The following is a 22,055-nucleotide window of genomic DNA, read 5'->3' as shown; positions in this document are numbered from 1 at the left end:
AATCCATCCATGACCAACACCATGACGACCGAATTGAAAGTTGACGGCATGACCTGCGGCCACTGCGTGAAAGCTGTGGAAAAGGCGCTCAAGGGCGTGACGGGCGTGCATGACGTGCAGGTGGACCTGGCGGCCGGCAAGGCCACCGTTCACGGCGACGCCGATGCCGGGGCCATGATCAGTGCCGTGGCCGGCGAAGGCTACGCCGCGCAGGTGGCGAACGGGTGACCGATGCCTCCGCTGTGGCCGACGCCCCCCACTGCGCGGCTTCAGCCAAGCTGTGCATGCCGGAGGACGCCCGCAAACGCGCCCGCCGCCGCCTGAGCATTGCGCGCGGACACCTCGACAGCATCGTGCGGATGCTCGACGATCCCGAGGTGTACTGCGTGGACGTGCTGCGCCAGATCAAGGCGGTGCAGGGCGCGCTGAGCGGCGCGGGCGACGTGGTGCTGCGCGGTCATCTGGAAGCGCATGTGGCGACCTCCGCCGGGCGCGGCGACAGCGTGGAAATGGTGGAAGAGGTGATGGAGGCGCTGCGCTACCGTTAGCGCCGCATCAGCGGCCGCTTCTCAGCCAGGAAAGCCGAATGCCGAACCGCCAGAGTCGCCCTTGCGCTCTGGCGGTTCAGTGATTGAGGTGGGGGCATGGTGAACCACGTCGGCAGCCACAGGTGGCCCGCGCAACTGGACCTTTTCGCCGATTCTTGCCTGCCGCGTGTGCGCTAGCCTCCTCCCCGTGTCCACGCTGATCGCCGCCGAAAACCTGACCGTGTTCTACGCGGAGCGGGCGGTGCTGCGTGACGTGTCATTGAGCGTGTCGGGCGGCGAGCGCGTGGCGCTGCTGGGCCGCAACGGGGCGGGCAAGACCACGCTGCTGCGCGTGTTGACCGGGGAAGTGTTGCTGGAGGAGGGCAGCGTGTGGCGGGCGGACGGACTGCGCGTCGGCGTGCTGGAGCAGCACCACACGTATCCTGCCGGCAAGACCGTGCGGACCCTGGTGGATGCCGCGCACCCGTACCGCGAGCTGGAAGCCGAGCTGCTGGCGCTGGAGGCTGATCTGGGCGATCCTGCCGTCCTGGCCGCGTGGACCGAGCTGAACGCCCGGCTGGAAGACGCCGAGGCCTTCGCGTGGCCTTCGCGGGTGGCGCGCGTGCTGGGCACGCTGGACCTCACCCGCTTCCTGGGCCGCGAGGCCGCCACGCTGTCCGGCGGCGAGCGCACCCGGCTGGCGCTGGCGCTGGCCCTGGCCCGCGAGCCGGACCTGCTGCTGCTGGACGAGCCCACCAATCACCTGGACATCCGCATGCGCGAGTGGCTGGAAGGCTGGCTGCGCGGGTTCCGGGGCGGCGTGGTCCTGACCAGCCATGACCGCGACTTTCTGGACGCGGTGGCCGGTTCCGCCGGTGGGCGCAGCGTGTGGCTGGAGGCGGGCGAGGCCACCTTCTACCCCGGCGGCTACACCCGCGCAAAGGCGCAACGCGAACTGGAACGGCGCACCCGGGAACGCGCCGCGAAGCTCTCGGCGCAGGAGAGTCGGCGGCTGGAAGACAGCGCGGAAAACCTGGACCGCTGGGGCCGCCGCTCGCGTGGCCTCAAATCCCGCGCCGGACGCCTGCCCACCGCCGAGGCGCCCCTGCCCGAGCGCCAGTTACGGATGCGGTTGCTGGCCGGAAGCGCCCGCGCCCCACTGGTGGCCTGGGGCGAGCACCTTTCCAAATCCTACGACGGGCGCCACATCGTGTCTGGCGTGGCGTTCAGGCTGCGTCAGGGGGACCGCGTGGCGTTAATGGGCGCAAACGGTACCGGCAAGACCACCCTGATGCGGCTGCTGTCGGGCGAGGACCACCCCGATCCGGCGGCGGGTATCGGGGACCCCGCCCCGGTGCTGCGCGTGGCGAACGGCGTGAGCGTGGCCAGTCTGGACCAGACCTGGCACGGGCTGATGCCCGGCGAGGGCCTGCGCGCCCAGTTCGAGCGCCGCTTTGGGGGGCAGGCGGTGGCCCTGCTGGGCCGTGCGGGCTTCACCGAGGCCGACTGGCCCAAGACGCCGCGACAGCTGTCGGGCGGCGAGCGGGCGCGGGCGGGGCTGGCGCTGGTCAGTGCCCTGCGGGCCGATCTGCTGCTGCTGGACGAGCCGACCAACCACCTGGACATCGAGGCGCTGGACGCGCTGGAGGCCGCCGTCCATGCCTATGGCGGCGCGGTGGTGATCGTGACCCACGACCGCCGCTTTGCCCGCGAGGTTTCAAACCGCCTGTGGGTGATCGAGGACGGTCAGCTGCGCGAGGTCACCGGCTGGGGCAGCCGCGAGTACGCCGACCCGGCCCGGCACCTGCAGGGCGACCCGCCGCCGCCCCCGCCGCGTCCCACCGCCCGGCAGCGGCTGATCCACATCGAGACCCAGCTGGCCGACGTCCGCAGGGCGCTGGATTCCACCCCCGGCGGCCTCAGCGGACGGGAGGAGGCGCGGCTGCGTTCCCAGGCGCACGCGCTCCAGCAGCACCTCTACGTGCTGTACGCGGAGGCCTTCGCGGCCCCGCAGTACGACCTGCAGGTCCGCGAGCCGCCGCTGACGGTGCACGCCCAGCGGCTGGGAGACGCGGGGGGGGGCGGCATGTTCTGGGCCGCGCGGGACGAGACCTGCCCGCATCTGGCCTGGGACGGAACCGCGCTGCGCTGGAGTGCCGGGGCGCCCGACTGGTACGGCGCGGCCCTGCTGGGCGGGGCGCTGCGGATTCTCTTCGAGCACTGGAACGTGGGCCGCGTCCAGCTGGGTGAGGGCGGCCCCACGCTGACACGGCGGCAGTATTTCGAGCGGCTGGGCCTGATCCGCACGGGCGCGCCGCCGCCACCCTGAGCCCACGGTCAGGCCGCGCCCGCTATACTTCCGCGCATGGACGACCTCATCAAGGGACGCCTCGGGGGCGCGGACGGATACGACATCCGCTGCGTTATCGAAGGCGACACTATTTCGGGCCGCGCGGGCGGCAAGCTCCACGGCAAGGACATTGAACTCGAAATCACCGAGCGCGGCGTGCAGGGCACGGTGGGCAATGATCCTGTGAAGATCGAGCTGGACGGCGGCGAACTCAGGGGCAACGTCGGCAGCCAGAAGCTGGTGCTGCGCGGCGTGGACCGCGTGACCGGCTTCATGGGCGAACCCATCGTGGGCTGGAACGTGGTGGCGCAGCAGACCGGCGAGCGCCTGTCGGGACAGCTGGGCAGCACCGTGCTGGGCCGCCCCTTTGAGCTGGAACTGGGCAGCGCCCCCGGCTGGGTCGGCACCCTGGTGGCGCTGGTGGCCTTCTACGCCCTGGAACCCCGCGCGAGCGTGACCGTCAGCCGCTGATTGACGCAGCACCGGGCAGGGCCGCCGAAAGTGGGCGGCCCTGCCCTTTGGTCTGCGCCGGAGATGATCCCCCTGGCGCATTTGTCCGAATTACGGCGTCAGAAAAAGAGACTTCTGACGCTTCCATTCTCTGGTCCGCGACTTTGCAAGTCCCAGATCCTCCAGCAAATCGGCTCACTCCGTTCGGTCAGAAGGAAACAGCTCTTTTGACAAATGCTCTAGCGCCCCCCGATCCGGTACGTTACCCCGAAACGCAGCCGGGTGCTCACGTCGCCGTTCTGCACGCCGATGCTCAGGTTGGTGCGCGGGTTGACATTGTACCCGGCGCTGAAGCTGGGGCGCAGGCTGCCCAGGTCCAGTCCGGTGAGCGGCGTGCTGACCCGGAAGGTAAAGCGGTCGTCCGGGGTGCTGTAGGTGGCGTCGATCAGGCCCTTGCCAGCCAGGTCCACCTGATACTGCAGGTACAGGTCGCGGGTCAGGTAGGACCCCAGCGTCAGCGTCGCGCCCAGGCTGCCGTCGGCGCCGTTAAGGTTGGGAGACAGGCGGAACACGTCCAGCCCAAAGGCCCGGGCCAGGGTCCGTTCCAGCTCGCCCAGCACAAAGACGTTCAGGGCGGTCTGCAGCGCGCTGGCCCCCAGCGCGCCCAGGTTGCCGGGCAGCGCCGTCAGGTTGGGGACGCCGGTGGCCACCAGCGCGTACAGTTCCGGTTCGGTGTAGTCCTGTCCGGTGTCGGGGTCGCGGCAGGCCGTGCCCTCGGCGGTGCAGGCCAGGGTGGTGGTCAGGTTCAGGGCGGCCGCGCCGTCGGCGCGGGTGGTGAACTCGCCGCTGAGGTTCAGGGTCACCGGCACGCGCTGCCGGGTGGTCACCGCCTGTACCTGCCCCGTCGCCGTGATGTTGAAGGCAGGCAGCAGGCCGGCCCCGTCAAACGTCACGCTGCTGTCGCCCAGCGTGAACTCGTTCTCGCGCAGGTAGATCAGTCCGCGTCCGGAACGGATGGTGCCGCTCAGGCGGGGGCGCGCGCCGCTGCCGGCCAGCACCAGGCCTGGCGTGGTGAATTCAGCACGGGCCAGGCTCTCGTCCACCCGGATGCCGCCGGGGGCGCGGATGGGAATGTCCTCGAAAACCACCCGTTCCAGGAAGGGGGGCGTGGGCCGGGGGGCGGCAGCCTCGCCCGGCGCCGTCGCCGGGGCCGGGAAGGTGGAATAGACCTCGGGCAGCGGGCTGACGTAGCTGTCGGTCGTGCGGCCTGTGCGGTCCGGCGCGCCGTTCAGGGCCTGCCCGTTGGTCTGCCCCGGCGTGGGAATGGCCGCTGCCGCGTCGGCGCGGCCCAGCGTCAGGCGCAGGAAATCTGCCGCGCCGCCCACCCGGATCACGGTGCCGTCGTCCACCGCACGCAGATCGGCGTTCAGGGCGCTCTCGCGGGCAAAGATCACCGACAGCGGCAGGTTGTAGTTGCGGGCGGTCAGCGTCAGGTCGATTCTGGGCGACACCTGCCCGCTGACCCGCAGGGTGCCCGCTCCGCTGACTGCGCTGGCGCTGCGGCTCTGGGCGTCGATGGAAAAGGTCTCGCCGTCCTGCGCCAGCACCACGGTGCTGCCCGGCAGCGCGCCCAGTCCCTGCGGGGCCAGCAGACCGCTGAAGGCCACCCGCGTGGCGCTGAGCTTGCCCAGCGTGAGCTGGCCACGCACGTCCAGCGTGCCGTTGGCCCCCAGTGCGCCGCCGGTCAGGACCGTGCCGCTCGCTGTGAACGCGCCGCTGTCGGGCAGGTCGCCCGCGAAGCTGGGCACCTCCAGGCTCAGGCCCGCCACATTGCCACTGACGTTCTGCACGCGCAGCAGCCCGCGCGGGCGCTCGTAGGTGCCTGCTGCGCTGACGGTCAGGCTGCCGCGCAGGCTGGGGTCCAGCTCGGTCAGACCGGGAATCAGGCGCAGCACCGGGGTAAAGGTGGTGTTGGTAAAGCGGGCGTTGAGGTCCACCGCCTGCCGGGTGTACTGGCCGCGCACGTCCCAGGTGCCGGCCCCCGTGAGCTGAATGTTCACGCCGCGCAGTTCGCGCTGGGCGTACTCCAGCGTGCCGCTGCCAGTCAGGGTCTCGGTGGAGGCGGCCGCACCCATGCCACTGGTGGCGCTGACCCGGATGCGCTCGGCCACCACGCTGGCGCTGCCGGCCAGCGGATCGGCCAGTGGGAAGCGGAAGCGGGCCACGCCGGTCACGACGCCCTCACCGGGGGCCGCTCCGGTAAAGGCAGCAACCAGCGCGCCCACCGGCAGGGCACGCAGGCTGCCCTGCCCGAAGACCTCGCCGCTGCCCAGGCCCGCCGTGAAGTCCGACTGTCCCAGAAACCCGCGAATGCGCCAGCTGCCGCCGGCCAGCGTGCCTTCCAGCCGTGCGGGCAGGGTTCGCGGCCCCACCGTCAGGCCCGCCGACCGCAGCACAAAGGTGCCGCCGCCGTCTTGCAGGTTGGCGTTCCCGCTGAGCGGTCCCGAGAGGCCGGGGGCCAGCTTCAGGTTGCTGACCTCCAGTTCGTCCAGTGCGGCCTGGACGCTGTAGCCCTCGCCGGTGGGGGCCAGCGCCAGCACGCCCAGGGGCGCGCCGGGCAGCAGATCGGCGATGCCCCCGGACGCGTTCACACTGACGCCCCCCATATCGTTGCGGGCGTTGAGGACAGCCCCGAAGCTCTGGCCCTTCAGGTTAATCTCGCCGTCCACGGTCAGCTTCTGGTTGGCGATCTCTACCGGGTAGGCCCGCGCGCCCAGCAGGCCGCTCAGGCCGCCGCTGTCCAGGCCCACATTCACATTCAGGGTTCCGTCCTGCTGGCGCAGGCTGCCGCTCAGGCGGCCAGTCCAAGTCTTCTCGCCCTGCAGCGCGTTCAGCTGCAGCGTGCCGGAGGGCAGCGTGACCTGCGCCGACACCGTGGGCCGCCCGCCGCGCAGGGTCACGTTCGCGCTGGCCTCGCCGGACAGCTGCAGGCCCAGGTACGGCACCTCGGCCGCCGAGGTGAAATCCGTGACCTTCACGGCCACCTGCCCGTTCTGGGTATCGGTGTTCAGGGTGCCGCTGGCGGTCAGCAGGCCGTTGAGGCTGGGAATGCTCAGGCGGGCCAGTTGCAGGCCCGGCAGGTTGGTGGCCAGCTGCCCGGCCCGGAAGCTCAGCGAGCCGTCCCGCTCACCGTCGCTGACGCGGATGTCGGCGCCTTCCAGCGTGGCGGTGCCGCTGGCCCGCCACTCGCCCCGGCGCACGCTGAGCAGCACCTGCGGCTCGGCCAGCGGCCCGCTGGGGGTCACGCTCAGGCTCAGTTCGGGGCGGGTCAGGCTGGCGGCCCCGCTCCAGCGCCACCTGCCCTGCGCGTCGGGGCGCACACCCACCGCGCCGTTGGCGGTTGCGCCGGGGCCGTCCACCAGCCTGACCTGCACGCCGGTCTGCGCGGCCACGATGCGTGCCCCCGCTCCCAGCAGGCCCGCCGTGCCCTGTGCCAGCGGATGCGCCAGCGGCCCGGAGACGCTCAGGACCGCCGGGGCCGTTAGCACGTCGCCGCTGCCGCCCAGCGACGGCCCGCCCGTCACGCGCAGGCCCCCGTGCCAGCCGGTGAAGGGATCGGCCCGCAGGTCTACCGCCGCCGCGAGCTTCTGCGGTCCATCCAGCGCGCCCTTCAGCGCCAGGGCGCGGGCGCGGGCGACGGCGTTCAGGGTGCCATTCAGCGTGCCGCTGACTTTCAGGGACAGGTCCGCGCGGCCGTCCAGGGCCGCCGTGCCGCTGACGCGAAAGGCGCTGCCTGCCGCGTCCAGGCGCAGGCCCGCCAGCGTGACCCCGCCGCCGCTCGGCTCCCCACCACCCAGCGTTGCCACCGTTCCGCCCGCCTGGGTCAGCGTTCCGGCCAGGGCACTCAGGGGGCCGCCCAGCCGACCCACCGTGTCGGCCAGCGTGACCCCGTAGGCCGAGGCGTCCTGTGAGGTCACGCTGGCGGCGAGGGAAGGGGCCGTCAGCGTTCCCGCCAGCGTGGCGGCCAGTTCAAGCTGCCCGGTGCCGTCCACCAGCGGCAGGGGCGTCAGCCTGACCGTCCCGGCCAGCGTGGGGACAAAGCCCTGCGCTTTCTGAAGGATGAGGGCGCCGCCTCCCAGTGTCCCGCCGTCCAGCGCGTAGCTGCCGCGTCCGTCGCCGCTCAGGGTCACCGGCTGCTGCACCCCGGCCAGCGTCGCGTGAACGGTACCGGCCAGCCCCGGCCAGACGCCGTTCAGATTCACGGTTGCGACGTTGCCGCCGCTTTGAACCGTGCCGTACAGTTTAGTCCGCAGCGTGCCCGCCGCCAGATTCAGGGCCTGCGCGTCGGCGTAGAGGGTGCCGCCCGCCGAACCCAGCAGCGTCACGCGCGCCACCGCGCGCGGATCGCGCACGCGCCCGGACAGGGTGGCCCGCGCGTCAAAGGCGGGAGTCTGTGCGGTGACCCAACCTTCCAGCGTGGGGTTGCCCACTGCGCCGCGCAGGGTCACGTCCGCGCCCACCGTGCCGCCGTTCAGGGCAGGCGTGTTCAGAAAACTGGTGCCCAGGCCGCGCAGCGACACGCGCACCCCATCCGGCAATTGCCCCTCGGCCTTCAGGACGCCGCCGCGCAGGCTGCCGCTCAGCTTGGCCCGCAGTTCGTCGGTGCCGCCCGCCCGCCAGCGGTAGCTCGCGTCGCCGTACACGCTGAACGGCCCGGCCTGCTCCTGCTGGCCTTTCAGGGCCACGTTCTGCAGGCGGACCACCTGCGGCCCGTCGGCCAGCGTGCCCACCAATTCAAGGCGGCCCGCAAAGGTCAGGGCGTCCACGTCCACGCCACGTGGCAGCAACCGGGCAACCCGCAGGGAGTCGGCTTTCAGGCTGGCGGCGTAGCGCCCGTCTGTCAGCGTGCCGCTGCCGTTGACCCTCGTTCCGTTCAGGCGCACGCTGGCGTTTCCAGCGCGGTAGGCCGCGCGCAGATCACCGCTCAGCTCGTTGCCGCTGTCCTGCACCCCTCCGGCGAAGGTGGCCTCGGGGGCGTTCCAAGACGCGCCGCCCACGTCCAGGGTGCCGCTGACGCGCAATTGCTGAGGGCGGCCCCACAGCGCCCCCACATCGAAGGCCAGCAGGTTCAGGGTGCCGCCGGGCCGGAAAGCCAGATCGGCGGGCAGGGTGCCGGTCACGCGGGCCTGGGTGTCGCCGCTGCCCACCAGGGCGGCCACCTTCAGGGCGCCGTTGCCGTCCAGCACTGCGTCCAGTGGTCCGCCGGGAAGGTCGCCCACCGCCCGCAGGGTGCCGCTCCAGCCGCTGCGGGCGTTCCAGCCAGGAGCGCCGCTGAGGCGCACGCTGATGGGCGCGTCGGGGCTGCCCCCGAGGTACGCGGCGTCCACCCGCAGCGCGGCCGTGGCCAGGCCGCCCAGCGCGTTCGTTCCCAGCTGACCGCGCAGGGTTCCGGACAGGCGGTCACCGCTCAGGCCCACCTTCCAGTCCTGGCCCAGCAGGCGGGCGTTCAGGCGGGTACCGCTGGCCTGCAGCCCCGCCACCCCCCCGGTCAGCACACCCTGCACGTTCACGTCGGGCTTGCTGTAGGCGCCGGTGATCTGCGCGGTGTAGGTGCCCGGCAGCACGTCGGTGACGCTGGCCTTCGCGCTCAGCCGCAGCGCGGGGAACACGGGGCCGCTGGCCCGCACGCTGCCCTGCGGCAGGGTGGCGGTGGCCCCCCGCAGACGCACGACGCCGTCACGGTAAGAGGCCGGAGCTGCGAAGCGCACGCCCGCCACGGTGCCCACGGTGTTCAGTTGCAGGTCGGCCAGGGTGCCGTCCAACGTCGCACTCAGGTTGCCGGACAGGTCCGAGAGCAGGACTGCGCCCAGATCGGGGATGCTGACGCTGCCCCCTGCGCCCCAGGCCGCCAGCCCTGCGCCCGCGCCCTGGTTGACCGCCAGATTCAGCGCCGCCCCGGCCACCGTGCCGGCCAGCTGGGCGGTGGCCGCGCCGCTCGTCAGGCCGGCGGCCGTCGCGGTCACGTCCACCCGACGCTGGGCGTACACGCCAGTGGCCCGCAGCGCCAGCGTGGTGTCCGCGTTGCCGCGCAGGGTGGCGTTCAGTCCGTCCAGGTTCAGGGTGGCGTCGGCCTGCGGGTACAGCGGTCCACGCAGGCGCACGTTCAGGCCCGACAGGGTGCTGTTCAGGTCCGCACTCAGCTGACCCCTCGCCATGGAAACGCGGCCCGTGGCCCGCTGCCCCTGGGCGCTCAGGCTGACGCGCGCCAGCCCACTGGCCTGCGCCGGGTCCAGTTGGGGCACCGTCAGGGCGAGGGTCACCCGCCCGGTCAGGGCCGTCAGAGGCCCACTCAGCACCGGCTTCAGTGCACGGGCGTCCAGCGTGGCCCCGCGGACGCTCAGGGTCTGGCCGTCGTAGCGGAACGGCAGCCGCGCCCACGGGTGACCCAGCGTGCCGGAGGCCGTGGAGGTGCCCTGCCAGTTCACGCGGGCGCTCAGGTCCAGCGGCTGCCCCAGGTAGCGGGTGCCCGCGCTGCTCAGGGTGGCCCCGTCCTGGGACAGCCGCGCGGTCACGCGGCCCGGCACCACCTCGGGCCGCAGGGTGTCGGGCAGCAGGGGCAGGGCGGAGGCGAGGCTGGCCGTGACCGCGCCGCCCAGTTGCGGCAGCACCTCCACCCGGCCTGTGAGGGGCCCGAACGGCAGCGCTGCCAGCGTCTGGCCCGCACCCGCCAGCCTGACCGTGCCCGGCGTGCCGGACAGGGCGTAGCGGGCCGTCAGGCTGCCGCTCCACCCCCCGTTCGCGTAGGTCAGCCCGCCCACCGTGGCCCGCGCGCCGGTCAGTGAAGCCGTGAGCGGAAAGCGCTGTGCCGGAACGCTGAGGGTCAGCGGGTCCGTGCCAAAGCGCTGTGCCCGGAGGTCCACCGTGCCGCGCAGGTCGGCTACGCCGCCGCTGGCCCTGGCGGTGAAGTACGGGCCACTCACGTTCAATTGCAGGTCCTCCACCGTGGCCGGGAGGGTCAGGCGGCCGGTGGCGCTGACGGTCTGCCCGGCGATCTCGCCGCGCGCGCTGATGCGTCCGTTGCCGGCGTCGACGGTGAGGGGTCCGGCCTGCAGGGTGCCGCTCAGCAGGCCGCCGCGCGCGTTCAGGTCGCCCCGCAACGGTTGCCCGGCCAGCGTCAGCCCGCGCGCCTGAAGGTCAAAGTCCGAGAAGCCGCGCAGATCCACGGTGGCCGTTCCGCCCTGGGCATCACGTACCGTGACGCGCCCGCGAGGCTCGCTTCCGCGCCCCCGGACGTTGCCCTCCACGAACAGCCCGCCCGCGATGGGGCCGCGCACGTTCACGTCGTAGCGCCCTTCCGGCAGCGAGGCGCTGCCGCGTGCGCTGAGGCCCTCGCGGTCGGTGAGCTGCACGTTCAGATTGCTCCAGGGGCCACTCAGGGCGACGCGGTACTGGTCCAGCTGCCCCTGGGCGTCCACCGCGCCCCGGAAGGTGCCGCGCTCGCCCGGTCCCCAGGTGGCGCGGCCCGTCACGCTGCCCTCCTGCCCGAAAGCGGTCAGCGGCTGCGTCCCGGTCACGCGGGCCAGCCCGGTCGCGCCGTCGTAGGTCACGTTCAGGTCGCCCCAGGTGCCGTTGACCGCCAGCCGCGGCGTCAGGGTGCCGCTCAGGTTGACCCCCTGGGCCGGGAGGGTCACGCCGCTGAACGACAGTTCGCCGCTGCGGCCCGTGACCCGCGCCCGCAGCGCGTCGTAGGAGCCGCTCACCGCCGCTCTCAGGGTCTGGCCCTGTGCCGAGACCGTGCCGTCCACGGCCACCTGCGGGTAGACCTGACCGCGCAGGCGGGCGCTGGCCTGCGCGTAGGTGGCCCTGAGATCGGCGGTGACGTCGCTGCCTGCGCGGCTCAAGGTACCGGTCACGTCCGCCCCCGCCGCGCGGGCGTCCACCGCCACCGAGCCGCCCCGTCCGGCCAGACTCAGGTCCAGCGTTCCCGAGAGGTCCGGCAGGTTCAGCAGTGGCCTCAGCGCAGCCAGGTTGACGCGCCCGCTGGCGGTCACGTTCTGGCCGTCCACACGGCCCCGCGCCGTCTGCCCCGCCGTGGTGAGGCCAAAGCGCACCCCCGCATCCGTCAGGCTGAGGTTGCCCTGGATGTCAGCCCCCTGGATGCGGGCGGACGTGTTGTATGGAGCCTGCAGCTGGGTGTCGGCCAGCACTGTCACGCCGTTCGCGCTGCCGCGCAGGCTGGCGCTGGTGCCGCGTCCGGTGGCGGTCAGGTCAAAGCCGTTGCCCCGCGCCGTCAGCGTGCCGAAGGCTTTCAGGGTGTTGGTCACGGTCACGTCGCCGCTGACCCGCAGGCCGCCCATGACCTCCAGATTGCGCGCCGTGATCGGGAACGCGTCGCCGTTCCAGCGCAGCTGCTGCCCCCCAGAGGTAAACGTGCCGCGCTGGTCCAGGTAGTTCACGTCCAGTGGCCCGCTGAGGGTCTGAACCACGCCCGGTACCGTGGCCGTCAGGGTGCCAGTCACGTCCCCTCCGGTCAGGTCCAGTTGCCCCGCGCCGGACAGGGTCAGGCCCGCGCCCCTCAGGTTCTGGGCGCTCCAGCGGCCCCTGAACCCGCTGTCCAGATCAAGTTGCACCGTGCCCAGGTCCGCCCGCAGGCCCTGGGCGTTGAGCCGCGCCGTGCCGGCCAGCGCGAACGGTCCGGCCAGTCCATCGGTGATTACGGCCCGCAGGTCATCGGGCGTGCCGCTCAGGGCCACCCGCGCCCGCGCCGCGCCGTATTCGGGGCGCAGCGCCGCGTTCAGGCGGGTGTTCTCCAGATTGAAGGTGCCCGACAGCGGGCCGCCCAGCGCGTCTCCCCCCAGCGTGACCAGGTTCTGCGCGTCAATGGTGGCCTGCACGTCCAGCGGCTTTTGGCCGAACGAACCCACCAACTGGGCCTCGCCCCGCTGCCCGAAGGTCCAGCTGCCTGTCAGCTGCTGCGGGGACTCGCCCAGCCGGGTATCGGCGCTGAAGGTCAGGTCATTGTTCTGCGGCGCCTGTTCGCCGGCCTGTTGCACAAAGGCGTAGCGGGCCTGCGCGTCGGCAAAGGCGATGCCCGCCAGCCGGCCCGCCCCGGTGGCCTGCGCCGAGACCCGCACGTCCTGCCAGCCGCCCGCCGTGACGCGCAGCGCCAGCGTGCCCTCGCCGGTGGTGCCCAGCGCCTGTGCCAGCCCGGCGACAGTGGGGGCGGCGTCCGCCGTGACCGACCAGTTCTGCGCCCTCAGGTCTACCCGGCCGGTGGCCGTCACCGGGCCGTTCCAGCCCTGCCCCTCCAGCTTCAGACTGATGTCGTCGCCGCGCTGGGTCACGGTGCCGCCGATGTCCGTGACTGCCACGAATTGCGCTTCCGGCACGCGCAGGGCGGCGCCGGTCACCTTCAGGTCACCGCGCAGCGGGCCGTCGTTCAGCACGTAGGTTCCGTGGATGCGCCCGGCCGTCACGCCCGGCCAGTAGAAGTTGAGGACCCTGGCGTCCGCCTCCAGATCGGCGCTTATGCGGTTGTTCTCGCCCAGGGTCACGTCGGCGGCCAGCTTTCCCTGGGGCGTGCGGCCCTGAACGGTCCAGCCTCCCTGCGGGCGCGGCGCGACCTGGAACTGGCCGTCCGGAATCTCGCCCGTCTTGCCGGCCACTGTCAGACGCGCGTTCTCGATCTCGATGCGGCCGGGCGTCACGGTCCAGCCGCCGCCCCCACCCTCGCCGCCGCCCGCGTTTTCCAGACTCCGGATCAGTTCCTCGGCATTCAGGTTCACGGAGGCGTCCCGTGCAGAGGCGCCCAGCCGCAGCGTTCGGGCAAATGGATTGAACGCCTCCACCGTCACGCCCGCCGCCCCCACCTGCGCGTCCACACCCGGTTGCCTCACCCTCACGCCTTCCAGCCGGGGGGCCCAGATCGGCCCCGTCACCCGCCCGGCGCTGAGGCCCAGATCGGGGCCGTAGCGTGCCAGCAGCCAGCCGCCGAACAGGGTGGGGGAGAAGACCACCAGCAGCGTCAGGACCGCCAGCAGGCCCAGCACGGCCCCCGGCCGCCGGCGGGCCGCTGGCCGGGGCGCTGGTTTGGGCGCTGCTTCAGTTCTTATCTTGCGGGTCACCGGGTCATCGGTCACGTGTGCCCCACGCCGCGCCGGGTCCGGTTCTTTTTGCATTGTTCCGGGACCGCGCGCATGGGGGGCATTCTAAGGGTCAACGCGTGAGTTGGGAGGCCCGGCCCTCACCAGACCGTCAGCTTTCCACCCTCTGTTTCTCCTGCGGGCGTTACCCTGAGACCTATGCGTCTGACTGCCCTGGTGATCGGCGACGTTCAGGGGGTCGGTTACCGCCTGTACGTCCAGAGATATGCCCGAGATCTAAAGCTGCAAGGTTACGCCGAGAACCTCACCGATGGCCGCGTGGAGGTCGTCGCCGAGGGCCATGAGCTGGACCTTGACCGCCTGCTGCACTGGCTGCGGCGCGGGCCTCCCCACGCCCGCGTGCGCGACGTCCAGACCCAGCGCAGCGAGGCAACGGGATTGCGGGACTTTCATATTTATTAGTTGGCGCAGACGTGTTGGGCCGCACCGCTCCAGGTCAGGCTGACCCGACGCGGCGGACCATGTGATCGTAGGTGTGGCCGCCCAGCGTGCGTTTCTCCTGCACCACGAAGCCCTCGCAGCGGTACAGCCGGACGGCGCGGTTGCCGTATTCCACCAGCAGGCCCACGCGGCCCAGCCCGTGTGCGGCGGCCTCGTGCAGCAGTCTGGCGCCGACGCCGTGGCCGCGGGCCGCCGGCGTGACCGCCAGGGTATCCACATACCACTCGCCGGGGTGGCCCTCAGAGAGAAAGTCGCCCGGCAGGTTGCGCTCGCGCAGACGCGCCCGCAGTGGCTCGTCCAGAGCCTCTGAGTCGGCCCCCGCGTAGCCCAGCAACAGTCCCAGGGCCTCGCCCACACGAACGGCTATCCAAATATTCTGATGACTCAGGCGGTTGCCGGGCCGCGTGAAGAAATCCAGCATCACGCCCTCGGCGTCCGATGGTCTCCTGAATCAGCGGGACGACGAGGGCGGCGTCGTCAGGTGTGACCGGGCGGACGGTCACAGGTTCAGCCATGGGCCCAGGCTAGAGCGGTGGGTGGCCCGTGACCCGCCCCAGCACCAGCGCCTCAAGTCGCTCGGCCACGTTGACCAGATGGTCTCCCAGCCGCTCCAGATTGCGCGCGATCTGACTGGCGGTCAGGGCCACGTCGGTGTCCTCGGGACGCTCCAGCAGGCGGGTCAGGCTGGCCCGCTGCATCTGCTCGTACAGGGCGTCCACCTGTTCGTAGTCCAGCCGCATGACCTCGCGGGCCGCCGCCACGTCGCGCTCGGCAAAGGCGTAGGCCAGCCGCTCCAGCATCTCGGAGAGCAGGCGCACCAGCGGCAGCACGTCCTGCAGGGTGGCGCTGCGGGCACGCGGGGCAAAGGTTTCCAGATCGCGGGCCAGTTTCAGGGCGTAGTCGCCCACCCGTTCCAAGTTGGTCAGGCTGCGGAACACCACCAGATGAAAGGCCAGCTCGTCGGGGCTTAGCGGCGTGGCAAAGGCGCTGAGGCAGGCGTCCTCGATCTCACGCTCCAACTCGTTGGTCTCCTGTTCCAGCACCCTGGCGCGGGCGGTCAGTCCGGCGAACTCGGCGCGGGCGTCGGCGTCCCGCACGGCCTCCAGCTGCTCCAGGGCAATGCTCAGCATTCGCAGAAAACGGGCCGTGACCTGCGCCACACTGGCCGGGCCACCGGGCTGGAAGGGAGGGTGCTGCGCCAGACGGCTCATGGCTCCAGTATCGCCTGCCCCTGTGATGCCGGGGTCAGCAGAGCCGGACAGCGGCTTCGGCCTGTGGCGCAGCACTCAGCCAAAACGCCCGGTCACGTACGCCTCGGTGCGCTCGTCGCGCGGCGTCTGGAATACCTGGGCGGTGGGGCCGTGTTCGACGAGGTCGCCCACCAGAAAGAACGAGGTGGTATCGCTGACCCGCGCCGCCTGGTGCATGTTGTGGGTCACGATGACGATGGTGGTGACCTTCTTGAGGTCTGTCATCAGTTCCTCGATCCGGGCGGTGCTGGAGGGATCGAGGGCGCTGGTCGGCTCGTCCATCAGCAGAAGGTCCGGCTCCACCGCCAGGGCGCGGGCGATGCACAGCCGCTGCTGCTGCCCGCCCGAAAGGCCCGTGGCGGGGGTGTTCAGCCGGTCCTTAACCTCATCCCACAGCGCTGCGCCCTTCAGGCTGCGCTCGGCCACCGCCATCAGCTGGTCCTTGTTCCGCATGCCTGACAGTTTCAGACCAGCCACCACGTTGTCAAACACACTCATGGTGGGGAAGGGGTTGGGTTTCTGAAACACCATGCCTACCCGGCGGCGCATGGCGACGGCGTCCACCCCGGCAGCGTAGATGTCCTGACCGTCCAGCACGATCTGGCCGCTGACCCGCGCGCCCGGTGTCAGGTCATGCATGCGGTTGATCGCCCGCAGGAAGGTGGTCTTGCCACAGCCACTGGGGCCGATCAGGGCGTTGACGGTGCCGCGCTGCACGTCCAGATTCACGTTCTGCACCGCCTGCTTGTCGCCGTAGAAGATGTTCACATTTTTTGCGCTGAGGATGGGGGTCACGCGGGCTCCTTGAGAAGTGGTCTGGGGAGAAGTGGTCTGGGGCAAAAACGGAGCATGAAACTGTTTGGGGCTCTCCTGCAACCCCTCAGATTTTCCGGCTGAACCGCCGCGCCAGAAGACTCGTCACGAAAATCAGGACGATCAGCAGCAGCGCTCCGGCCTTGGCCATGCGCTGGTTCTCGTCGTAGGCACTGGTGGCCCCCCGGTAGATTTCCAGCGGCAGGGCGCTCATGGGCTTGGTGGGATCAAGGTTGACGTTGGGGTTGCCGAAGGCCGTGAACAGCAGCGGGGCCGCCTCGCCGGCCACCCGCGCCAGCGCCAGCATCACGCCAGTGATGATGCCCCCGGCGGCGGCGGGCAGCACGATGCGCAGGGTGACCAGCCACTGCGGCAGGCCCAGGCTCAGCCCAGCCTCGCGCACCGTCTGGGGCACCAGTTTCAGCACTTCCTCGGTGGTCCGCACGACGATGGGAATCATCAGGAAGCCCAGCGCCACCGCCCCGGCAAAGCCCGAGAACCCGAAGTTCAGCACGATCAGTCCGTAGGCCACCAGGCCCATCACGATGGCCGGAATGCCCGAGAGCACGTCGCTGACCAGACGGATTGTGGGCATCAGCGGGTGGCGCGGGTACTCGGCCAGGAAGATGCCCCCGGCCAGCCCGATCAGCACGCCGAACACCGAGGCCATCGCCAGCATGGACAGGCTGCCTGCGATGGCGTTCAGCAGGCCGCCGCCGGTCTCGCCCTCTGGGGCCGGCACCTTGGTAAAGAAGTCCAGGTTGATGGCGCCCAGCCCCTCGCGGATCAGGTACACGAAGATCAGGATCAGCGGGGCCACCACCAGCAGGGTGGCCAGCAGGATCAGGCTGCCCATCACGGCGTTCTGCGCCTTTCGCGCGATGCTGAGGCCGGCAGTGACCCGTGACTTGGAGGTGGCGGTAGTGCCCATCACTTGACTCCCTGGGGCGTCAGCCGCTGAATCAGCACGCGGGCCAGCAGGTTGACGGCTACACTGACAAAGAACAGGATGAAACCCAAGGTAATCACGCTGGAGCGGTGCAGGGTTTCCTGCGCGTCGCCGAACTGGTTGGCGATCACCGAGGCCATTGTGCTGGCGTTGCCCCAGATGCTCTTAATGATGTCCTGGCTGTCACCGATCACCATCGCCACTGCCAGCGTCTCACCCAGTGCCCGGCCCAGCGCCAGGATGACCCCGCCCATGATCCCGGCACGGGCATACGGCAGGATGGCCCGCGAGATGACCTCCCACTTCGTCGCGCCCAGCGCGTACATCGCCTCACGCTGGTCGGCAGGCACCAGCCGGATCACGTCCCGCGCCACCGACGCCGTGTACGGCAGAATCATTACGGTCAGGATGATGACGGCCAGCGCCAGCCCACGCCCCGCCCCCGACGACGGCACGAAAAAGCACTGCAGGGTGGTCTGGTCCTGGGCCCAGATGCCCGCACATTTCGTGTACAGAGCCAACCTTTCGGGGTATTCCGGATTGAAGAAGGTGATCTGCCACTTTGCCAGGACCGGCGCAATCACGAACAGCGCCCACAGGCCGTACACCACGCTGGGAATGGCGGCCAGCAGTTCGATGAGGTAGCCCACCGGATCGGCCAGCCAGCGCGGCGCGTACTCGGCCACGAACAGCGCGCTGGCGATGGCGAGCGGCACGCTGATGATCAGGGCGGCGAAACTGGTCACCAGGGTTCCGGTGATCATGGCGGCGGCCCCGAAGATTCCAGTGACCGGATTCCAGGTGCGCTGGGTAAAAAATTCCACCCCGAAGCGTTGCAATGCGGGCCAGCTATCCTTGCCCAGCAGGTACAGGCTGACCAGGAAGACCAGTACGATCACGCTGGCCAGCGCCAAAATCAGGTAACGGAAGGCGGTGTCGCTGCCGCTGGACATGCCGGCACGGGTGGGCAGGCGGCGGGCGGGTCCGCTCATGGCCGTCTCTCAATCATGGTGGGGTCTCCCGGTCAGGCACATACATGCAGTTCACAAGAAGGGCGTCAGGGGGATGTCAGGGCCTGTGGAGTTGTTCCTGACACAAAAGGTGGGCGGGCGGGAACTTTTGTTCTCCCCGCCCGCCCACCCCCGGTTGCTGCGCCGGCCGGCTTTACAGCTTCTTGCCGCCGTAGGTCATGCTGTTGATGATGCTCTTGGCCTTGTTGGCGGCGTTGGCCGGCAGCTTGGCGTAGTCCAGCGGCTCGTTGTACTGCTGACCCGACGTGGTCATCCAGCCCAGCAGCTTCTTGAGCTCCTTGGCCTGCACCTCGGTGCGGTTGCCGTACTTCTGGTCCTGGTAGAAGATCACGTAGGTGAAGCTGGCAATAGGGTAGGCGTCGGCGTTGGCGCTGTTGGTGATGCTCACGCGGGTGTCACTGGGAATCACCACGCCCTCGGCCGCCTTGCTAGCGGGGCCGTTGTCGGCTAGCACGAACTTGCCCGCCCGGTTCTGCACCGCGCCGTAGCTCAGCTTGTTCTGCTTGGCGTACACCAGTTCCACGTACCCCAGCGCGCCGGGGGTACTCTTCACGATGCCGGCCACGCCGTCGTTGCCCTTGGCGCCCGTACCCACAGGCCAGTCCAGGCTGTTGCCGGTGCCCACCTTGCTCTTCCACTCGCTGCTGACCTTGCTCAGGTAGTCCGAGAAAACGTAGGTGGTGCCCGAGCCGTCGCTGCGCCGCGCCACAGTGATCGGCAGCGGGGGAATGGTCACGCCAGGGTTGAGGGTGGCGATCGCCTTGTCGTTCCAGAGCTTGATCTTGCCCAGGTAGATGTCGGCCAGCACCTTGCCGGTGAATTTCAGCGGTGCGCTCACGCCGGGCAGATTGTAGGAGGGCACCACGGCACCGATGGCGGTGGGGATATGCAGCAGCTTGGCCGGCGCATCCTTCAGGGCCTCGTCACTCATGGGGTTGTCGGAGCCGGCGAAATCCACGGTGCGCTCGATGATCTGCTTCTGGCCGCTGCCGCTGCCGACGCTCTGGTAGTTCACGCTGGTGCCAGTGGCCGCCTTGTACTCGGCGAACATCTTGCTGTACAGCGGATATGGAAAGCTGGCGCCCGCACCAGTCAGGCTCTGCGCGGAGGCGGTCGTTGCCACAAGAGCCAGGCCCAGGAGGAAAGTCTTCTTCATGTCCCGAGTCTGCGCGGCTTGTGTCAGCCCCCGGTCACTGAGAGGTCAGCGGAATGTCAGCCGGGGTGTGGGCTCCGCCGTGTCAGGACTGAGATAGGAGGTCTGAAGCGTGTGGGTCTCGGACCCGGCGGCTGTGCCGGAACCTCATCAAGCCTTAAGAACCTGTCACACTGCCCTAGTGACTCAGGTCAAAATTGGAGCCCCTCCGCCCGGCCCTCCCGCACTGGAGCTGCGCGGCATCACCAAGCGTTTTCCGGGCGTGGTGGCCAACGACAGCGTGGACCTCACTGTGGGCGCGGGCGAGGTACTGGCCCTGCTGGGCGAGAACGGCGCGGGCAAGAGCACGCTGATCTCGATCCTGTACGGCCTGTACCAGCCCGACGAGGGCATGGTTGAGTTGAATGGCAGGGCGGTTCGCATCGGCAGCCCGGCGGAGGCGCGGCGGCTGGGCATCGGGCTGGTGCCGCAGCACCCGCTGCTGGTGGCGCGGCATTCGGTGGCCGAGAATCTGGCGCTGGGCGGAGGGTCCGGGCTGTTTCCGGCGCGTGGCGTGGCGGGCCGGGTGCGCGAACTCTCGGAGAAGTATGAACTGGAGGTGGACCCCACGGCGCGGGTGGCGGACCTGTCGCCCGGCGAGAAGCAGCGCGTGGAGATCATCCGCGCCCTGCTGGGCGGCGCGCGGGTGCTGATTCTGGACGAGCCCACCAGCGTGCTGACCCCACAGGAGGCCGCAGGCCTGTTCCGGGTGATGCGGGAGCTGAGGGCCGATGGCCGCAGCCTGATCTTCATCTCCCACAAACTGGACGAGGTGCTGGACGTGGCGGACCGCGTGACCGTGCTGCGGCGCGGACGGGTGGTGGGCGGCGTGCCGACGGCGGGCGCCACCCGCGAGAGCCTGGCCGAGCTGATGGTGGGCCGGGGCGTGGACTTTACCCGCAAACGCGGCGCTGCTCCGGCGGGCGGCGGGGTGCTGCTGGCGGTGCAGGGGCTGACCGCCAGCGGCTCGCGCGGTCTGCCCGCCCTGCGCGGCGTGGACTTCACGCTGGGGCGCGGCGAGGTGCTGGGCATTGCCGGGATTGCCGGAAACGGCCAGAGTGAACTGGTGGAGGTACTGGCCGGTCTTCACCCGGCACGCGGCACAGTCACGCTGGACGGCCAGCCGCTGGGCGGCGGCGCGGCGCAGCGCTTTCTGGGCGGCGTGGCGCATATCCCGGAAGACCGCATTCACAGCGGCACGGTGCCCAGCATGACGGTGGCCGACAATCTGGCCCTGCGTGGGTATGGCCGCCCACCGCTGGCCCGCGGACTGGCCCGTGATCTGAAGGCCACGGATGAACGGGCACGGCATGACGTGGAGCAGTACAGCGTCGCCACGCCGGGCATCCACACGCCCAGTCGCCTGCTGAGCGGCGGAAACATCCAGAAGCTGATCCTGGCCCGTGAGCTGCACGGCCAGCCGAAGCTGATTCTGGCGGTCCACCCCACCTACGGCCTGGACATCGGCGCCACCGATCAGGTGCACCGCGTCCTGCTGGAGCGCACGGGGGAGGGCGCGGGCGTCCTGCTGGTCAGCGAGGACCTGGACGAGCTGCTCAGTCTCTCGGACCGCATCGGCGTGATGGTGGGCGGCGAGTTGCGTGGTCCCTTTCCGGTCGCAGAGGTCACACGCGAATCCCTGGGACTGCTGATGGGCGGGGCGCATCCGCACAGCGTGCCGGGCGCGCAGCAGGGGGTGGTGGCGTGAGGCTGGACGTGTTGGCGGTTAGTATTCAGGCGCTGGCCCCACAGCTTCTCCGCCCGCCCGTCCATTGTGGCGTGCCCTGTCTGTGTGTTTTTCCTTCAGAGGCCCCCGCATGAGGTTCGTTCCCATTGCCGTTCCCTCCGCTGCCAGGGCGGGGCTGGTGACGCTGGCCGCGGTGGCGGTGGCACTGGCCCTGTGCGCGCTGGTGTTTGTGTTCTACGGCGTGTCGCCCGCCGAGGTCTATTCCACCATGCTGCGCGGCACGCTGGGCGATTCCACCGGGCTGGCCGAGGTCGGGCGGCGCACCATTCCGCTGCTGCTGGTCGGTGCGGGACTGGCGATTGCCTTCCGGGCGCAGTTCTTCAACATCGGCGGCGAGGGACAGCTGTTGCTGGGCGCGGTCTTTGCGGCGGGAACGGCGCTGTTCGTGCCGCTGCCAGGGCCGCTGCTGTTGCCCGTCGTCTTCATCATGGGCGCGGTTGGCGGCGGCCTGTGGGCCTGGATCGCCGCGCTGCTGCGCCGCCTGAATGTCAACGAGATTCTCTCCACGCTGATGCTCAATTACATTGCCGTGGCGCTGGTCACGTACCTGATCGCCGGGCCGTGGAAGGGCAAGGACGTGCGCGGCTACATCTACACCGATTCCTTTCCAGAGGCGGCCAACCTGCCGGTCGTGGCCGGAACGCAGGTGCACTGGCCCACGCTGCTGCTGGGCGTGGTGGTGGCGCTGGGCCTGCAATGGCTGCTGGGCCGCTCCACCTTCGGCTACGCGCTGCGCGTGGTGGGCGAGAATCCCGGCGCGGCGCGGTACGCGGGCATCAGCTCGGCGCGGGTCATGACCACCGTGGCCCTGATCACGGGCGGCGCGGCAGGTCTGGCGGGGGCGGGCGAGGTTGCCGGGATTCACCACCGCCTGCTGGAAGCCGGACAGATCAGCCTGGGCTACGGCTTCACGGCCGTCATCGTGGCGTGGCTGGCGCGCGGCAATCCGGCGTTGTGTCTGATCACGGCCCCGGTGATGGGCATCATCCTGGCCGGGGGAGACCTGCTCAAGATTGACCTGAACATGCCCTTCCGGGTGGTGGACGTGTTTTCCGGCGTGATCCTGCTGTGCCTGATCGCCTCGGAAGTGTTTGTGCGTAACCGGGTGGTCTGGGGGGTACGGGCGTGACGGCGGGTTCGGT

At 70.4% G+C, this 22,055-nt stretch carries 14 protein-coding genes; 7 read left to right on the top strand and 7 right to left on the bottom strand.

Features of this window, described 5'->3' with window-relative positions:
• The first annotated feature begins 9 nt into the window (after positions 1-9).
• From IEY31_RS09215 to IEY31_RS09200, 4 genes are all read left to right on the top strand, one after another.
• Complete coding sequence (locus tag IEY31_RS09215; RefSeq protein WP_373289140.1) at positions 10-228, top strand: CopZ family metallochaperone; 219 nt, start codon at positions 10-12, stop codon at positions 226-228.
• A 56-nt stretch (positions 229-284) separates the two neighbouring features.
• Positions 285-548 carry a metal-sensitive transcriptional regulator gene (locus IEY31_RS09210; RefSeq protein ID WP_188971353.1) on the top strand — a complete coding sequence of 88 codons (264 nt, stop codon included), beginning with the start codon at positions 285-287 and terminating at the stop codon, positions 546-548.
• Between the two features lie 187 nt (positions 549-735).
• Positions 736-2,856, top strand: coding sequence for an ABC-F family ATP-binding cassette domain-containing protein (locus IEY31_RS09205; RefSeq protein WP_188971157.1), 2,121 nt, complete (start codon positions 736-738; stop codon positions 2,854-2,856).
• 36 nt (positions 2,857-2,892) lie between these two features.
• Positions 2,893-3,348 (top strand): hypothetical protein, encoded by a 456-nt coding sequence (locus IEY31_RS09200; RefSeq protein ID WP_188971155.1) that lies wholly within the window; start codon positions 2,893-2,895, stop codon positions 3,346-3,348.
• Positions 3,349-3,566: 218 nt separating this feature from the next.
• Here the strand turns inward: IEY31_RS09200 and IEY31_RS09195 are convergent, their stop codons facing one another.
• Entirely contained in the window at positions 3,567-13,466 is a 9,900-nt protein-coding gene (locus IEY31_RS09195) for a translocation/assembly module TamB domain-containing protein (protein ID WP_229723451.1), read from the bottom strand.
• A 162-nt stretch (positions 13,467-13,628) separates the two neighbouring features.
• Between IEY31_RS09195 and IEY31_RS09190 the strand changes: the two genes are divergently transcribed.
• Positions 13,629-13,892, top strand: coding sequence for an acylphosphatase (locus IEY31_RS09190; RefSeq protein ID WP_188971151.1), 264 nt, complete (start codon positions 13,629-13,631; stop codon positions 13,890-13,892).
• Between the two features lie 34 nt (positions 13,893-13,926).
• Here IEY31_RS09190 and IEY31_RS09185 read toward each other — a convergent pair whose 3' ends face one another.
• The 6 genes from IEY31_RS09185 to pstS form a co-directional block, all read right to left on the bottom strand.
• Entirely contained in the window at positions 13,927-14,352 is a 426-nt protein-coding gene (locus IEY31_RS09185) for a GNAT family N-acetyltransferase (protein WP_188971149.1), read from the bottom strand.
• Positions 14,353-14,455: 103 nt separating this feature from the next.
• Positions 14,456-15,142: a phosphate signaling complex PhoU family protein gene (locus tag IEY31_RS09180; RefSeq protein WP_229723450.1), complete on the bottom strand. Its 687-nt coding sequence runs from the start codon at positions 15,140-15,142 to the stop codon at positions 14,456-14,458.
• A 75-nt stretch (positions 15,143-15,217) separates the two neighbouring features.
• Entirely contained in the window at positions 15,218-15,976 is a 759-nt protein-coding gene (pstB, locus tag IEY31_RS09175; RefSeq protein ID WP_188971147.1) for a phosphate ABC transporter ATP-binding protein PstB, read from the bottom strand.
• Between the two features lie 85 nt (positions 15,977-16,061).
• Positions 16,062-16,925: a phosphate ABC transporter permease PstA gene (gene pstA / locus IEY31_RS09170; protein WP_188971145.1), complete on the bottom strand. Its 864-nt coding sequence runs from the start codon at positions 16,923-16,925 to the stop codon at positions 16,062-16,064.
• Complete coding sequence (pstC, locus tag IEY31_RS09165) at positions 16,925-17,935, bottom strand: phosphate ABC transporter permease subunit PstC (protein ID WP_188971143.1); 1,011 nt, start codon at positions 17,933-17,935, stop codon at positions 16,925-16,927. The genes pstA and pstC overlap by 1 nt, the downstream gene beginning before the upstream one ends.
• A gap of 172 nt (positions 17,936-18,107) precedes the next feature.
• Positions 18,108-19,130 carry a phosphate ABC transporter substrate-binding protein PstS gene (gene pstS, locus IEY31_RS09160; protein ID WP_188971141.1) on the bottom strand — a complete coding sequence of 341 codons (1,023 nt, stop codon included), beginning with the start codon at positions 19,128-19,130 and terminating at the stop codon, positions 18,108-18,110.
• Positions 19,131-19,308: 178 nt separating this feature from the next.
• Between pstS and IEY31_RS09155 the strand changes: the two genes are divergently transcribed.
• Both IEY31_RS09155 and IEY31_RS09150 read left to right on the top strand, forming a co-directional pair.
• Positions 19,309-20,874 carry an ABC transporter ATP-binding protein gene (locus IEY31_RS09155; protein ID WP_229723449.1) on the top strand — a complete coding sequence of 522 codons (1,566 nt, stop codon included), beginning with the start codon at positions 19,309-19,311 and terminating at the stop codon, positions 20,872-20,874.
• A 109-nt stretch (positions 20,875-20,983) separates the two neighbouring features.
• Positions 20,984-22,042 carry an ABC transporter permease gene (locus tag IEY31_RS09150; RefSeq protein WP_188971139.1) on the top strand — a complete coding sequence of 353 codons (1,059 nt, stop codon included), beginning with the start codon at positions 20,984-20,986 and terminating at the stop codon, positions 22,040-22,042.
• Positions 22,043-22,055 lie beyond the last annotated feature (13 nt).

This window comes from Deinococcus aerolatus (assembly GCF_014647055.1).
Lineage (GTDB): Bacteria > Deinococcota > Deinococci > Deinococcales > Deinococcaceae > Deinococcus > Deinococcus aerolatus.
Note: the sequence above shows the minus strand (reverse complement) of the source record. Positions and strands in the feature narration are given on the sequence as shown.

Excerpts from the sequence above, each read along its gene's own strand:
- IEY31_RS09215 (WP_373289140.1), top strand. The coding sequence starts at position 10 with ATGACCAACACCATGACGACCGAATTGAAAGTTGACGGCATGACCTGC.
- IEY31_RS09210 (WP_188971353.1), top strand. The coding sequence starts at position 285 with ATGCCGGAGGACGCCCGCAAACGCGCCCGCCGCCGCCTGAGCATTGCG.
- IEY31_RS09200 (WP_188971155.1), top strand. The coding sequence starts at position 2,893 with ATGGACGACCTCATCAAGGGACGCCTCGGGGGCGCGGACGGATACGAC.
- IEY31_RS09190 (WP_188971151.1), top strand. The coding sequence starts at position 13,629 with ATGCGTCTGACTGCCCTGGTGATCGGCGACGTTCAGGGGGTCGGTTAC.
- IEY31_RS09185 (WP_188971149.1), bottom strand. The coding sequence starts at position 14,352 with ATGCTGGATTTCTTCACGCGGCCCGGCAACCGCCTGAGTCATCAGAAT.
- IEY31_RS09180 (WP_229723450.1), bottom strand. The coding sequence starts at position 15,142 with ATGAGCCGTCTGGCGCAGCACCCTCCCTTCCAGCCCGGTGGCCCGGCC.
- pstA (WP_188971145.1), bottom strand. The coding sequence starts at position 16,925 with ATGGGCACTACCGCCACCTCCAAGTCACGGGTCACTGCCGGCCTCAGC.
- pstC (WP_188971143.1), bottom strand. The coding sequence starts at position 17,935 with ATGAGCGGACCCGCCCGCCGCCTGCCCACCCGTGCCGGCATGTCCAGC.
- pstS (WP_188971141.1), bottom strand. The coding sequence starts at position 19,130 with ATGAAGAAGACTTTCCTCCTGGGCCTGGCTCTTGTGGCAACGACCGCC.
- IEY31_RS09150 (WP_188971139.1), top strand. The coding sequence starts at position 20,984 with ATGAGGTTCGTTCCCATTGCCGTTCCCTCCGCTGCCAGGGCGGGGCTG.